The sequence below is a fragment of the Wolbachia endosymbiont of Rhagoletis cingulata genome, assembly GCF_048537655.1.
Lineage (GTDB): Bacteria > Pseudomonadota > Alphaproteobacteria > Rickettsiales > Anaplasmataceae > Wolbachia > Wolbachia pipientis.
Genome location: NZ_CP175927.1, coordinates 230,993 through 245,805 on the forward strand (window position 1 = coordinate 230,993; position 14,813 = coordinate 245,805).

The window sequence follows — 14,813 nt, forward strand, 5'->3', positions numbered from 1 at the left end:
GAGAGACTGGTGGGGAAGTTCCACTGGTCTACTCTCCTTAATGCGTTTGATAAGGAGGGCATGACACCTTTGATGTCTATTGTCAATGTCTGCGCTGTCAGCGGTGATGGACAGGCTACGTTAGAGAAAATGGCTAAATTGCTTATACAAAACAGAAGTATCAATATTAATGCTCAGAGTAAGCAATCTGTGTCTACAACACGGACGAGATATGATCCTAGTACACAAAGTGAAATATCAGAATTTATAACAACATCTAATATGCGCAAAGACACAGCTTTACATATTGCTTGTCAAGTTGGGGCTAAAGATGTGGTAAAAATATTGCTCACGCACCCAGATATAAAAACTGATATCAAAAATTATGAATATAAAAGCCCTGAAGATTGTATTGCAAGAGGATTTGAGCGCGTAATAAAATTAGAATTTAAAAAAGCACAAAAAGCAAACGAGTTGTTAGGTGCTCTTTCTAGCAGAAACATTTACCAAGCGAAAAGACCATTAAATCAAGAGTTTAACCCTAATTGCTGGAAAAGAAGCCGAAATGAAGAAATAGAAACGCCGCTTAGCTTAATTATTCAATCATGTTTACAAGGAATAACATCAGATAACAAAGAAGTATTGACAAAACTTTTAAAACATAAAGAGCTAGATTTTAGTCAAATAAAGCCAATACAAGCTATAGAGCAAAATTCGTGGGTGAAGCAAATAATTGAACAAGCCATTACAGAGCGATTAACCGCTACTATTAATAAAAAAGATTTAGATGATGTAAAAAAATTAGTAGAAGATAATTGCTTCATGAGTCATGCAATTGTTACTGCTGCATTGAGGGGTGTTAATAATCCAATCGAATCTATTACAAATTATCTAAATGAAAAATTTCCTGCAAATACATTACAACCTTTGGCAAGTACGAATGATATACCGGTAGGTTCTGAGCAAGTTATACAAGAACTTAAAGGTGAACTTGAAAGAACGAAAGCTCAACTCATAGAAAAAGAACGAGAGCTGGATAGGGTCGTACGCGAAAGAACGAGAGGCATTAACAAAATTTCACAGTTAGAAGAAGATTTAAGGCAGGAAAAATCGGCTCAAAAAACAAAAATCAATGATCTAAATAGTGAAGTAACTCGACTTAATAGAATTGTGTATGGAAGAGCAAGCGACACTGTCGAAATTTCACGATTAAAAAGAGATTTGAAACAAGTAAGGGAAGAAAGAGATAGGCTTTCATCAGAAAATAGACTGCTCCGTAGTAATAAAAACGAAAAATCCTCGCAAGCAATTTCTTCTGGTAGAAAACTGAGCAACTACGCTTCTGCATGTTTTATATTGCTTGGAGTATATACTGTTGTTGCATGTTTAGTAATAGAAGATTATCCAGGGATAATAAGTGCTTTCTTTACAGCAGTTGCACTGGCTTTTTTTTTATTAGGATGTTGTAGTTTATATAAAGCAAACACAATACTTAGTGATGTTGAAAGCACTCAGCTTGGTGGTTTAGAACGAAGTTAAAGTTTTGATTTCTTCTCCAGGCCCTGCTGAAAATTTTTGTACATGTTAAAAACATCTTGATAATTGAGGTGAGTGTAAATTTGAGTAGTTTCCAGGCTTGAGTGACCAAGCAGTTGTTGTATTGATCTTATGTCAATATCTTCCTGAAGCAAATGAGTAGCAAAACTATGGCGAAATGCATGTGGAGATAAAATTTCTGGTAAATTTAACATTCTCCTTATTTTTTGCAAACGATTGGCCACATAAGTTCTTCCCAATTTTTTTCCTCTTACTCCCAAAAAAAGATATTGTGTTTCATTATTAGTGCCAAGATAAGGACAGGCTTTTACATATTCTTGTATACACTTTTTTACTACCGGAAGAATGAATACCTGCCTTTGTTTATCTCCCTTACCTGTTACTATTAAACTTTCATTGTTAATATCACTAACCCTAAGGTTCAACGCTTCGCTGATTCTTAAGCCTGTACTATATAGCAGGACGATAATCGCAATTTCTCTTTTTACCACCCAAGATTCGCCCAGATCGGATAGTTTCATTTCTTTCAATAAAGTTTTTATATCAGGTATTGATAATGCTTTGGGCAAAGTTCTTCTCTGAATTGGCCTTGATAAGGAAAATACAGCTTCATTGTCTATATTGTGGTTATTTTTTATGTACTTGAAGAAATTTCTGATTACTGAGAGTGCTCGAGTGTTGGATCTTGCGTTTACACCTCTTGCGTAACGAGAGGTAAGCCAACTTCTTAACTCAGGTACGCTCAATTTTTCCAAAGTGCCGACATTTACTTCTCCACCAATGTGAGTATTTAGGAAACTTATAAGATCCTTCAAGTCCCTCATGTATGACTCTAAAGTGTTTGGTGAATAAGATCTGTTGCACCTCAGCCACTCATACCATTTTTCAATGATTGAACCGAGGTCCACAATTATTTTTTAAAGAAAGCATCGATGCACGCATCTCGAAAGGCTTCATTTATATCAGGATGAGAGTGACAAATTCTGTATATATCCTCTGCTGCTGCGCTATATGCCATTGCAACTGCTGCTTCGTTGATTAGCGTATCAGCGTATGCTCCTATGATATGCACACCTAGTATTGTATCTGCTCTGCTACAAGTCAGCACTTTCACGAATCCTTCAGCATCATCAGTGATTTTTGCTCTGCCGTTTGCAGCAAATTGACATTTACCAACTTTGTACTTACGGCCAGCATTTTTGAGTTCCTCTTCGGTTTTACCAATCGAAGAAACCGCAGGGTGAGTGTAAATGACAGATGGTATGATTCCATAATCAACGTGAGGTGACTGTCCTGCTATTATCTCTGCAACTGCCACTCCTTCTTCCTCTGCTTTATGAGCAAGCATTGCTCCACCGATCACATCACCAATAGCAAATATTCCTTTCACATTAGTTTCATATCTGTTGTTAACTTGAACGAAACCGCGATTATCTTTTTCTATTTTTTCATCAATACCAAGATTCTCAGTGCATGGTTTGCGTCCTGCTGCCACCAATACCTTATCCGCCTCTATAGTGTTTGTTTGATTATCTTTTACAGAGCAAACTTTCACACTCAAAGAATTACTACTTTGTTTTATCTCCTCAACTTTAGTGCTAAGTAAAAATTTTATTCCTTGTTTTTGTAGACTAGAAAGTAGAGACTTACTTAATTCTCCATCCATTGCTGCAGCGATTCTGTCAAAAAATTCTACTACAGTGACTTCAGACCCTAGCCTCCTCCATACAGAAGACATTTCAAGCCCTATTGCCCCGGCTCCGATTACGACAAGTTTTTTTGGTACTTCAGTTAAAGATAATGCACCAGTTGATGAAATAATACTTTTCTCATCGATATTAATTCCTGGCAAAGAAATAACGTCAGAACCGGTTGCAATTACTATATTTTTTGTCTTCAGCACCTTACCTTCAACTGAAACTTCAAGATTACCTTGGTCAAAAGAAGCAAGCCCATTGATTTTAGTGATTTTGTGAAGGTTAAACAGATATTCTATACCTTTTCCAAGTTCCTGAACTCTGGCGTCCTTATAGCCTAGCATTTCTTTTAAATCGAAACTTGCATCCTTAATTTTTATGCCAAGCTTCGACAGATCATTTTTCGTGTGAGCATACTGATAGGAAGAATGAAGTAGTGCTTTGGAAGGTATGCATCCAACTCGCAAGCATGTACCACCAAAAATGCTATTTTTATCTATGCAGGCAACTTTCAATCCAAGTTTTGCAGCAGCGATAGCACACTTATAGCCTCCTGGGCCACCACCTATAACAATTAAATCATAATCAGTCATAAAAAACAAACCTATTTTCTAAAGAATAAACACCTTTTCCCTCAGTTGTTACATATATCTTATTGCGAGTAAACACTGGAGTGTGAAACACATTACCAGGTACTTTGACTACCTTTCCTGCACTTTCAGATCCCGGAAAAGCAAACATTGAACCTTTATTGCTTGTCACCCACAGTGTATGGGCATGCATAATTGGAGCAAACAATTGCGTATTTTCTATTAAATCAGATGCCCAGACTGTTTCTCCATTTTTTATATCCAGGCCAATTATTTTATCGTCTTTAGTAACTATAAAAATTCTTCCGCCTTCTTTTTGTTTCTCTGCAGGAATAAGAGGACTATAATATGACTCAATGTCTGATACACTTTTTACTTGCAGTGACTTTGACCATAAAATATTTCCTGATTTCACGTCAATGCTATAAATATAAGAATTATTTGTAGCTATTAAAGTATCGCCAAGCACTCTCGGTGTAGTAGTTACATCTGTGAGCTGTGTATCCAAAAGGTTTGTAGCCAATTTTTGGCTCCACAATTTTTTACCGTCTTCATTAAAAGCTATTAACTCACCATTTGAAAATGGTGCTATTATTTTATCATTAGAAATTGCTGGCGATATGGAATACAAACCTCGAACCTCATTGATGCCGTTTTGATAAGTCCAAACGAAGCTGCCATCTTTTATATCAAACACGTACAGATAATTATCAATAGTCAATACTACCAATTTATTGTTTATTACTGCTGCTTTCCCTCTTACTGGAGCTCTCAATTCTTTTTCCCACTGAATCTCGCCGGTTTTTGCATCTATTGTGTGTAGAACGTTATCCACTATAAAGAAAACGTTTCCTCTGTGACGCAATAGGCTCATGTTACTAATTTTTTTTCTGTGTGAGAGGTGTAATTTCCAATTCATAGCCTTTGAGTTATCAATATCAAAGGAATATAAAGCGCCGTGCTTGTCTGATAAAATAACGCTATCTTCTGTAAGCACTGGAGCTACATATCCTTGAGATAGTTTTTTATCCACTAGACTTATTCTCTCGCTTGCCATTGTGTAACTGCTACACAATAACATTATCATGACAATTATTACTTTCATTATTTATTGAAAACAAGATTCATTAATATACATCTTAAGAACCTTAATTACAACGGAAATGTTCTTGCTGCATGTTAAAAACGTTGATTTATGAACGAAATATTATATTATTATGTGAGATAATGTATACTCTTAGAGGTAGTACACCTCATCCACTATGCGGCAACGTGCATAGCTGTACGAACATTGAGATATAAAAGTAATTTATACCAAGAAGAAAGATGTCATCCAAATAGCCTCTTTTCCTGTCATCCCAGTGCTTGACACTGGGATGGCTCTGTTGCATCGCAACTGAAAAAATCTGGTGGCTACTGACAAAATTCATTATAAAATAGCCATTTAACCGCTTAAGGAAAAATATGCCACAAAAAATGAGAGTTAGTAACTGCCATGAATATAACAAATTTCTAGAAAAAAGAGGAAATATTTTTCGTTACATCGATAAAGCTATCGAAAATTGGTATGAAAATAGTCCAAAAATGCAGGGCGGCAACTATATTTATAGTGATAAAGTTGTGATTTTAGTGCATATAATCGTTAATCTTTTTAGAATTGGCTTAAGACAAACAGTCGGGTTTATAAAAGGATATTTGCAACAAATAGGAAGAGATTTAGCAGTTATCAGCTATTCGCAAGCTTCAAAAAAAACTTAATATTAAGATCAATGATTGCAGAATTGATAAAAATAATATGGAAGATATCGAAATTGCCATAGATAGCACAAGCATCAGCATTTATAACAACACACAGCAAGGAAAATAGCGCTGACAGAAAATATCGTGGTTATGAACAGACAAGAAAATTGCATGTAATGTTGAATATAAACAGCAAAAAAGCCATAGCTGCAAAATACAGTAACGGTCTGATCACTATGGAGCTTGCGATTTACTTAAAGGAGTTAATTTTCAGCATGCCATAAAAGCACTATATGCAGACAGAGCATATGACAGACATAAACTCTATAAATTGTGTGATGAATGCGGCATAAAGACAAAAATTCCTCCAAAAAAACAATGCAGCAGAGCATCCAAAGTATGGCAGAGAGAAATGCTGCAATTAGACTAATAAAGTCATACAGCGAAGATGGAATGAAGAGGTGGAAAAGGCAAACAAACTACGGAAAAAGATCTTATGTAGAAAGTTTTTTCTCGCGACTGAAACAAACATTCGGGTTTAATTTTCGGAACAAATCTGAAATTAATCGTGGGAAGGAACTGCTACTCAAGTGTTATTTGCTTAATCAATTTACTGACATTGGTATGGCTAAATTTGAAATGGCTACATGAATTTATCGTAAATTACCACCGCATAGTTGTAACATTGTACCATATTACAATGTTCGTACAGTTGTGTGCGCGACCGGGGGTTTTATACTATTCTAGAAGTAACATACGGAAAAGGGGGGATTCGAACCCCCGACATATTTTCATATGTGCACGCTTTCCAAGCGTGTGCTTTAGACCACTCAGCCACCTTTCCATGCTTATTCATAATATTGAAAATTGTACTGCTAAACAATATAAAAACCTGGTATATAGGGTTCACCACGAAAATTCACAGTATTGTTAAACTTGCTTCTGCAAGTTGGAAATGTTTTATCGCAACCTGCGAGTATTGAATATTTATCTCCAGCAAAAATTTGGTATGGAGGCGAAGTAAACAACGTAACTACTTTATTTTTATATTCTTTTACTACACCTTCAAACGCTATTGAGCCAAAGAATTTTACTACTCCGTGCTTATAATATTCATCACTCTCAGTTAAATTCGTGTCTTCAAATCTTCTTTCGTCTATTACTTTAGTGATTGTACTTATTTTACTAAATTTTTTAGTATCGGCTTTACATTTATCATCGCAAAATTGTGCTCTGCATGCAGGAGAGTATAATTCTGCTATGCTTCTCTCAAGCTTTGCTGAAAGCCCTCTAATTTCAACAATAAATCTTCCACTACTTAATGTCACTTTACCAAAAATTCCTGAATGTAGATTCATTGTTCCCTGGGTCAAGTCTTTATAATTCACAAGAAATATTTCAATATTTGCAAAGTCGTACTTTCCTGATAAAACATCTTCTTCTTTAATATCAGCACTATTTAATATCCCTTCAATTTCTAGATTATCAGTTTTCAAATCGCTGTTTAATATTATACTACTGGCTGTAAATCCACTTGAAGATTTATAGAGTATATTATCAATATTTAAATCTTCATCATAGTCAGTGAATCCCATTACTTCTCCACCTGCGAGCTTTAATTTCCAGCACGTAGCGGTGGTAAGTAATTCTCCAGCTAAATGATTTTTTAGTGTGGTTTGCATAGGGGCCTCCTGCTTAATTGATTAAATTTGAAAGTAGCTATACGGCCAGTAGAATAAGGGCAGTGTGTTCTTTTCTCATCATCTAAGTAGCCATAAAGCGTCATTCCGGTGACCATAGGGTGTCATTCCAGTGCTTGACACTGGAATCCAGGAAATTTTGCTTGTAAGTAAGCAAACTGATTTGGTGAGCATAAAAAGTGGCTGATCTTATGCTGAATAAACGCTTTTGATGAAGTTGCATGGAAAGCTGGATCCCAGTGTCTGGGCACTGGGATGACATCCTTCTTGGTGGAGTGTCCTCAAATCACAATGTTCGTACAGTTGTGTGTCACGCACTGGGATGACAGGAGAGAGGACACCATATGTTTATTTGATCGACAAATAAACACTAACAGACAAGAATACACCACAGTTAACTGTGGTGTGTACTGGCTGGTTAGAAAGAAAACTTCACACCAGTAAGAAGGAGAATTCCTTGGTTAGAAGGTACATCAGCATCAGACTCATCTTTCAGCTTACCTGTTTCGTTAGTCATAAAATAATGGAGAGCTGCGTAAGGAACAAATTTGCTCTTACTGCATGCAGGAGACAGATCATATTGAACGCCAAGTGCACCATCATGAAGCATATCTTTGTCATTCATTCTGCTGCCAAAATACGTCAAACTTGTGTAGATATTCTCATGTTGATACCCAGCTCCTACAGTCCAATACATGGTATCTATACTATCTTTACCAAATTGAGCTTTCAGCCCTTCCACTCTTTTGCCATCAGTAGCATCTTTACTATCAATTTCCGTGTAGGTATCACCAATTAATTTTTTAATACCCTTCGGTTGACCAGATTTGCCCAAGTATGCAAAAGAGGCAGCAAACTTTACGCCTTGATCTTCATTAATCTTATAATCAGCGCTTACACCAAAATTAACACCCATCAGGTCATTATACTCCACAAATTCCTTATAAAGATGCTTATCTTTACTTGGTTGCTTTGGAAAGCCATATTCACCAACTGCAGAAGTTTTAACTTTTATGTTATGTTTATCAAAGTCATATTCATATGATGCACCAGCACTTACTATGTGCTCATAGTCTGGGCCGACATGCTTTATCGTTTCCTTATGTTCTATCTTACCGCCTTTATCTTCTGAAACTGTTTCTTTTACAGTAAACAAACCACTATCATAACGAGGTGAGTAGCTGATACCAAATCTTGCGCCCATATAATTTGGTGAGTAGTAAGCAACTCTAAATGGCAGTGTAGTCATAACGCCTTTGTTATATTTCCCTGCCATGCGGAAAGAGAATTTTTCACTTTCACTCGAAAAACTTTCAGTGTAAAGACGTGGTGTTACATAAAATGGAAAGCTAGCAGCGCTTCCTTCTAAGTTCACTTTTCTGAACCAGTCACTATCTGCAGCTCCGTCAACAGTCGCAATTCTTGTTGCATCAAGCCTCATCAGAGCCTCAGGACCAAATTGGTAACCAAGCTTCACGTCACCATATTTTGAGTTAACAAACACATGCGCACTTCTGCCTTTTGCAGCATAAACACCCTGTGAAGCTCCCTTACCTTCGGTCACTGGAACATGAAACTGCACGTCAGCACCATAAAGAAGACCTAAATCTTCATTCTTATTTTCTGCTCTGAGGTGCAATATTGCATCAGCAATCATACCCATATCGTTGCTGTAATCACCAATATTTCCTATTCCTTCATAGAATATTGGATTTGCTCCTCTTGTTATATCTGGAGTGGCATTATAATACTCTGTAGATCTGTTTGGCATAACGTTATAACGTTTATAATCTGCGCCACTTGGTCCAGCTTTGCCATAACCTTGAGCATCAACAACACCACCAAAAGTTATTCTTAAATTACTTTGCCCTTGATTGGTATCGATAATATCAACTCCACCAACTGAAACAACAGGACTTGCCTTACCTTTTTCCTCTGTATTTTTGTTAACAACTTTTATATCCTTCTTTACATCTTTAGCTTCAACTTTAGCATTCTTAGTTTTAGAACGCTTAGTTTTTGAAACTTTACCTTTTTCTATATTAGAATTCTTAGCGTTTAGAGCTTTCGCTTTTGAATCCTCTATAAGCTTTGCTTTTTTCTCATTTGCTAGCCTGATCTCCTCTTTTTTCTTCTGCTCGGCTGCTAATCTTAGCTCCTCTTTTTTCTTAAGCTCTTCAGCTTTTTTTCTTGGATCAGCATTACATATTCTGTCCATCTTTTCTTTCAGTTTTTTATTTGATGTTTTCATAACTTCCACTTTTCCAGAAGTTTTTGTGCTCTCTTGCTTTTTTATTTCCTTCATACTCTCATCAGGAAAGTCAGCTGCAAAACTGCTGAAAGAACATAAAGTTAATAAAGAAACTAGAGCAGTTCTAGTATACATAGACTTTTTCATGAAGTGCCCCCAAAAAATTTCGAAATCATATCTTAAATGTAAATAGTATAAAAATGTTGAAAATTCAACTTAAAGCAACCTTATAACGAAAATAAAAGTAAAATGCAATACCTTAAAAGCAACTTTCTTAATATGCTCAACGTGTATATTAACCAAAATTTAGTACAGAGGTTCGCTTGTTAGTGCATTATAACTCGACTATTTATTCTATGGAAGTAAAATTTTTCCACCACAAGTTATTTGCCATTCTTCTTTAAATTTCTTTAGGTATTCTTTTTTTTCGCACTCTAAAAGTAGCTCTTCCACACTTTTGTTGTAGCTTTCAGTAGTAATCCTTCCCTGATGATGCATGAACCTTAAGTAAATCAAATAAGTGTTAATTACATCTGTTTCACAATAATCTCGAATCTCTTGTATCTTGCCGCTATCGTATAAGTCCATAACTTGTGACCCATCAACTCCAATCTTACCAGGAAGATTAAATGCTGCACAAACTTCGTTCATTTTTACTCTCGCAGAAGCTCCAAAATCAGAGAGGGATTCAAGCAAATCACAATGCCAATCACTGCTATATCTCTGATTGTAACTATTCCACTTATCGCCAGCTTTATGAAAATATTCTGCTTGAATGCCATGGACCATAGCACGATACTTCAGCACTGGTATATCAAAAGTGCGTCCGTTGAACGAAACTAATCTTGGCTTTTTCTCTGATATGTAGTTAAAAAATCCTTTCACTAGCTCCTTTTCACTGGAATTTAGTGTGCCTCCAGATCTTATTTCTTGCAGTGTGAACACCTCATAACCACTCTGGTAGCTTATATTGCAAAGTAAAAAACTAATAACTACAACAAGGTGAAAAGGCTGACGCAGAAAAGAGTTTTGCCCGTTTGTTATTTCAAGATGATATTTTGTTAATGCATCCCTCTTCTCTTCTACACTACTATCATCACTAATATTGAGTAAATTTTTGCAGGAATTTACATCTGGTATAGTTTCAATATCAAATACCAATAAAGAATTAAGCATTGCCTATATACTCCTCCGGACGGTCGATCCAAGGTCGCACTTTCACAAATAAAAAGAGGTGTACCTTGCACTCAAATAATTTTTCTAGTTCAGCACGCGCTTCGATATTAATTTTTTTAATATTACTGCCATCTTTTCCTAGTACTATTTTTTTATGACTATCTTTCAACACAAATATGATCTGTTTGATGACTAAACTCTTATCTTTTTTTTCCTCAAATTGTTCAGTTATAACAGCTGTAGAGTATGGCAATTCTTCACGCAAGTTCAAGAATAATTTTTCTCTCGTAATTTCTGCTGATAAAAAATTTGTCGAGGAATCGGTTATTTGATCTTCTTCATAAAACCAGGGGCTCACCGATGCAACTTCAGACAAGTAATTCATCAAATCAGAAAGTCCATCATTCTTTAATGCTGATATCATAAAAACCTTTTCAAATTTATAAAGCAAATTCAGATGCTCATGCGCCATCTTTAATTCAGGCCTTTTTACCAAATCAGTTTTATTGATAACCAAAATGCATCTGCCTTTTGTGCGCTGCAGCCGCATAAATATAGTCTTAATTCTTTCTATATTTTTCAAATAATTGCTTACATCAACAAGCAACAAAGTGATGTCACTATCCTTAACTGCCGACCATGCAGATTTGACTAAAGCTTTTTCAAGTTTTGTTTCTGCTGAGAAAATTCCTGGGGAGTCAGTAAAGACAATTTGTGTGTTGTTGCATGTTGCAACACCCCTTATTTGCGTCCTTGTTGTTTGCACTTTAGGGGTGACAATTGCAATTTTCTTGCCTATGATGCTGTTAATTAATGTAGACTTCCCAGCATTTGGTAAGCCAGCTATGGTTACAAATAAGCATTTTTGTTCTTTCACAAAGAAAATTATAAAGAAAACTGAATGCCCGCGTCAAGCTACTTATATGACAAGAAGGATGACAGAACCCTTTTTGGTTAGCATGCAAAAAGGAAAAAAACTTATTCTACAAATTAAAAATACAATATACTCAAAAACTTTTCAGAAAATCCATAGGAGGGTTTGCTAATGAAGGCTCTTGAGTTGACGCCATTGCCTGAACGACTGCTTGATTTAAGGGTAACGTTTTAACCATAAGGTCACTAACTCCTTAATATGTGTGTTCATAATTTGATTTTCCACGAAAGACATAATAGCAATAACCAGTGTAAGTTAAAATGATTGGTAAAAGCGGTATTATAACAATGAGCATTAAAGATAAACTTGGCCCAGAAGCAGCTGCATCCAGAATGGTATATTGAAAAGGTATAATCCATGGGTAGATACTAATTCCTAAACCTAAATATCCCATAAAAAAAATAGCAATACTGAGAAAGAATGGACGGTACTCCCGTTTAGTATTCTGAAGATCAAACCACAGCATGAAAAATAGCCAAGATGTGAGTAATGGAATAGAAAATAAATAATAAAAATTTGGCATGCTAAACCAAAAGTTTTTAATACGTTCATTTAAAAATGGTGTCACTACACTCACTAGTCCCATGAAAATACCTACAAAACCAAGCGTATAAGAAGCAACCTTGCGTGCCCATTCTTGTGTTATATTTTCTGTCTTCATTATGAGCCATGTAGAACCTAAAAGTGCATATCCAAATATCACAGCAATGCCTGTCATTACACTAAAAGCACTTGCCCAATCAAATTGGCCACCAGAAAAGTTGCGTCCGTTTACTTCTACACCATGTATAAATGCACCTAAAATCATGCCTTGGCAAAATGCAGCACCAAGTGACCCAAAATGAAAGGCATAATCCCATAATCGCCTGTATTTTCCTTCTGCCTTAAAACGAAACTCAAAGGATACTCCGCGCACTATAAGGCCAAGCAGCATAATAATGATTGGAATATAAAAAGCAGGCATTAATATTGAATATGCAAGAGGAAAAGCAGCAAACAACCCTCCACCACCCAATACCAACCATGTTTCGTTTCCATCCCAAAATGGTGCAATTGAGCTTATCATGTGATCACGGCATTTATCTGACGGTGCAAAAGGAAGTAAAATACCAATACCTAAATCAAACCCATCCATTAAAATATACAGTAAAACAGCTATGGCAATTAGTAATCCCCAGATTAGGGGTAAATTAATTAAGGAAGAAAAATCAAACATGATTGTTGTCCTTTCCAGATGTACCAGCATCAATCACTGAAGCTCCAATACCGTGTTTATAAAATTGCTCTTCTTCTTTAATGACAGGAATTCCTTTGTATATAAGTTTCAGAATATAGTAACTACCTGCTCCAAATATAAGGGTATACATAACGATAAATGCAATCAAAGACCATGCAACCTGAGGACCGGTAATCGCAGATGAAAATGATTCAATTGTGCGCATAATTCCATATACAGTGTAAGGTTGACGGCCAATTTCAGTAGTAAACCAACCTGCAAGTAACGCTATGAACCCAGACGGCATCATTGATATCCACCATCCATGTAAGAAACAACTTTGGAATAATTTGCCACGAAGATACTGTATAACACTTACTGACCCAATTATGATCATTAAAATTCCAACTCCAACCATTATACGGAAGGACCAGAATACCCATACTACAGGTGGTCTATCTTCTTTTTTCCATTCCTTTAATCCTTTTACTTCTCCTAAAAAATCATGTGTTAAGATCAAGCTGGCAAGATTAGGAATTTTTATCTCGTAGTGATTAATTTCATTTTGCTGATCCGGATAAGCAAATAAAAGTAAGCCAGCCCCTTTTTCGGTTTCCCATATACCTTCCATTGCAGCAATCTTAGCAGGTTGATGCTTTAGTGTATTTAATCCATGCCTATCTCCCATGAACAGCTGAAATGGTGCAGCTAAAGCTACCATAATGGTTGCCATACCAAGCATAATTCTTGCTTGAGGAGCATGTCGTTTTCTCCAAAGATAAAATGCTCCTACACCACCAACCACAAAAGCTGTTGTAAGATAGGCTGCTGTTACCATATGAATAAAGCGATAAGGGAAAGAAGGATTAAAAATAATCTCTAACCAATTGGTTGGATATAGGAGACCATTCTCACCAATCGTGAATCCAGCGGGTGTTTGTATCCAACTGTTGGCCGCAATAATCCAAAAAGCTGAAATAAGCGTTCCCACTGCAACAATACAAGTAGAAGCAAAGTGCATACGAGAACTTACTCTATTCCATCCAAATAGCATAATACTCAAAAAAGATGCCTCCAGAAAAAAGGCTGTTAAAACCTCAAAGGAAAATAGAGGGCCGAGAACATTGGCTATGCGGTCAGAAAAAATCGACCAATTGGTACCAAGTTGATATGACATTACAACTCCAGATACCACTCCCATGCCAAAAGCAACGGCAAAAATCTTGATCCAGAATTTATAAACATCACGGAAACGTGTATCACCAGTCTTAAGCCAACACCATTCCAAAAAGGCTAGAAAACTTGCAAGCCCGATCGTGAAAGCAGGAAATATAATGTGAAAGCCTATTGTGAAGGCAAACTGAATTCGAGCTAGCAGCACAGAACTAAATTCAAACATTTTATCCAATACCCATGTATTACAAATAATAGCCAAATCTACCTATAATTCAATCCATTTTTTCACAAAATTGACCTTACCCAGAAAAAGTAGAGAGAAAGTTAAGACGTTTTTGTCATGAGAATAAATTGTGCAGGAATACAACTGTTCTCCCTTGTCATACCGTCACGGTATCTCTAGATCCCGCTAACACGTAGCGGAATGACGAATTACTTAACCATCATTACACCGTCATACCGCGATTCATTCGCGGTATCTCTTAGCCGCTAACAAGCAGCGGGATACTTAACCATCATTACACCGTCATACCGCGATTCATTCGCGGTATCTCAAAGCATAGATCCCGCTAACACGTAGCGGGATGACGGTTGTTGTTTAGCTATAAATATTAAGAAATTTACCAAATGAAAAAAAAGGCAAAAGAAGCCCCGTGGTTATTATCCGCTTTAAAATATTGGCGTTTTTTATGTTTTAAACGCTTGACAAGCGAGATTCAGCCGCTTTTAATTGCAACTAACTTACGCTGCAAATGTTTAAGAAATTTACTAAGCAGAAAAAAAGACAAAGAATCCCC

Annotated in this window: 10 protein-coding genes, 1 tRNA gene and 1 pseudogene; 2 read left to right on the plus strand and 10 right to left on the minus strand. The window is 36.3% G+C overall.

Features of this window, described 5'->3' with window-relative positions:
* The first annotated feature begins 9 nt into the window (after positions 1-9).
* A complete protein-coding gene (locus ACJZL3_RS01070) occupies positions 10-1,518 on the plus strand; it encodes an ankyrin repeat domain-containing protein (RefSeq protein ID WP_419198821.1) in 1,509 nt (502 codons plus the stop codon).
* Here ACJZL3_RS01070 and ACJZL3_RS01075 read toward each other — a convergent pair.
* Genes ACJZL3_RS01075 through ACJZL3_RS01085 form a run of 3 tightly spaced genes read right to left on the minus strand, consistent with a single transcriptional unit; the run spans position 1,515 to position 4,928 of the window.
* Positions 1,515-2,444: a tyrosine recombinase XerC gene (locus ACJZL3_RS01075; protein WP_208571627.1), complete on the minus strand. Its 930-nt coding sequence runs from the start codon at positions 2,442-2,444 to the stop codon at positions 1,515-1,517. The genes ACJZL3_RS01070 and ACJZL3_RS01075 overlap by 4 nt on opposite strands.
* 2 nt (positions 2,445-2,446) lie before the next feature.
* The gene (gene lpdA / locus ACJZL3_RS01080; protein WP_010082459.1) at positions 2,447-3,826 is read right to left on the minus strand and encodes a dihydrolipoyl dehydrogenase; all 1,380 of its coding nucleotides are present in this window, start codon (positions 3,824-3,826) and stop codon (positions 2,447-2,449) included.
* Positions 3,819-4,928 (minus strand): PQQ-binding-like beta-propeller repeat protein, encoded by a 1,110-nt coding sequence (locus tag ACJZL3_RS01085; RefSeq protein WP_038228167.1) that lies wholly within the window; start codon positions 4,926-4,928, stop codon positions 3,819-3,821. The genes lpdA and ACJZL3_RS01085 overlap by 8 nt, the downstream gene beginning before the upstream one ends.
* A gap of 359 nt (positions 4,929-5,287) precedes the next feature.
* On the opposite strand from ACJZL3_RS01085, the pseudogene ACJZL3_RS01090 reads away from it, so the two are divergent.
* Positions 5,288-6,214: pseudogene (locus ACJZL3_RS01090) on the plus strand (IS5 family transposase).
* A 106-nt stretch (positions 6,215-6,320) separates the two neighbouring features.
* Here ACJZL3_RS01090 and ACJZL3_RS01095 read toward each other — a convergent pair.
* The 7 genes from ACJZL3_RS01095 to ACJZL3_RS01125 all read right to left on the minus strand — a co-directional run bounded on the left by ACJZL3_RS01095 (position 6,321) and on the right by ACJZL3_RS01125 (position 14,239).
* A tRNA-Ser gene (locus ACJZL3_RS01095) sits at positions 6,321-6,407 on the minus strand.
* Positions 6,408-6,438: 31 nt separating this feature from the next.
* Positions 6,439-7,245 (minus strand): DUF2163 domain-containing protein, encoded by an 807-nt coding sequence (locus tag ACJZL3_RS01100; RefSeq protein WP_010962809.1) that lies wholly within the window; start codon positions 7,243-7,245, stop codon positions 6,439-6,441.
* 436 nt (positions 7,246-7,681) lie between these two features.
* Positions 7,682-9,661 (minus strand): WD0745 family porin, encoded by a 1,980-nt coding sequence (locus tag ACJZL3_RS01105; RefSeq protein WP_010962806.1) that lies wholly within the window; start codon positions 9,659-9,661, stop codon positions 7,682-7,684.
* 207 nt (positions 9,662-9,868) lie between these two features.
* A complete protein-coding gene (locus ACJZL3_RS01110; RefSeq protein ID WP_006279435.1) occupies positions 9,869-10,690 on the minus strand; it encodes a 3'-5' exonuclease in 822 nt (273 codons plus the stop codon).
* Positions 10,683-11,567 carry a GTPase Era gene (gene era, locus ACJZL3_RS01115; protein WP_010082484.1) on the minus strand — a complete coding sequence of 295 codons (885 nt, stop codon included), beginning with the start codon at positions 11,565-11,567 and terminating at the stop codon, positions 10,683-10,685. Before era ends, ACJZL3_RS01110 begins: the two co-directional genes overlap by 8 nt.
* A gap of 250 nt (positions 11,568-11,817) precedes the next feature.
* On the minus strand, positions 11,818-12,840 hold the full coding sequence (gene cydB, locus ACJZL3_RS01120; RefSeq protein WP_010962802.1) for a cytochrome d ubiquinol oxidase subunit II: 1,023 nt from the start codon (positions 12,838-12,840) through the stop codon (positions 11,818-11,820).
* Positions 12,833-14,239 (minus strand): cytochrome ubiquinol oxidase subunit I, encoded by a 1,407-nt coding sequence (locus ACJZL3_RS01125; protein ID WP_419198975.1) that lies wholly within the window; start codon positions 14,237-14,239, stop codon positions 12,833-12,835. Before ACJZL3_RS01125 ends, cydB begins: the two co-directional genes overlap by 8 nt.
* Between the last annotated feature and the right edge of the window lie 574 nt (positions 14,240-14,813).

Coding starts and splice junctions, on each gene's coding strand:
- lpdA (WP_010082459.1), bottom strand. CDS start 3,826: ATGACTGATTATGATTTAATTGTTATAGGTGGTGGCCCAGGAGGCTAT.
- ACJZL3_RS01085 (WP_038228167.1), bottom strand. CDS start 4,928: ATGAAAGTAATAATTGTCATGATAATGTTATTGTGTAGCAGTTACACA.
- ACJZL3_RS01100 (WP_010962809.1), bottom strand. CDS start 7,245: ATGCAAACCACACTAAAAAATCATTTAGCTGGAGAATTACTTACCACC.
- ACJZL3_RS01105 (WP_010962806.1), bottom strand. CDS start 9,661: ATGAAAAAGTCTATGTATACTAGAACTGCTCTAGTTTCTTTATTAACT.
- ACJZL3_RS01110 (WP_006279435.1), bottom strand. CDS start 10,690: ATGCTTAATTCTTTATTGGTATTTGATATTGAAACTATACCAGATGTA.
- cydB (WP_010962802.1), bottom strand. CDS start 12,840: ATGTTTGATTTTTCTTCCTTAATTAATTTACCCCTAATCTGGGGATTA.
- ACJZL3_RS01125 (WP_419198975.1), bottom strand. CDS start 14,239: ATGTTTGAATTTAGTTCTGTGCTGCTAGCTCGAATTCAGTTTGCCTTC.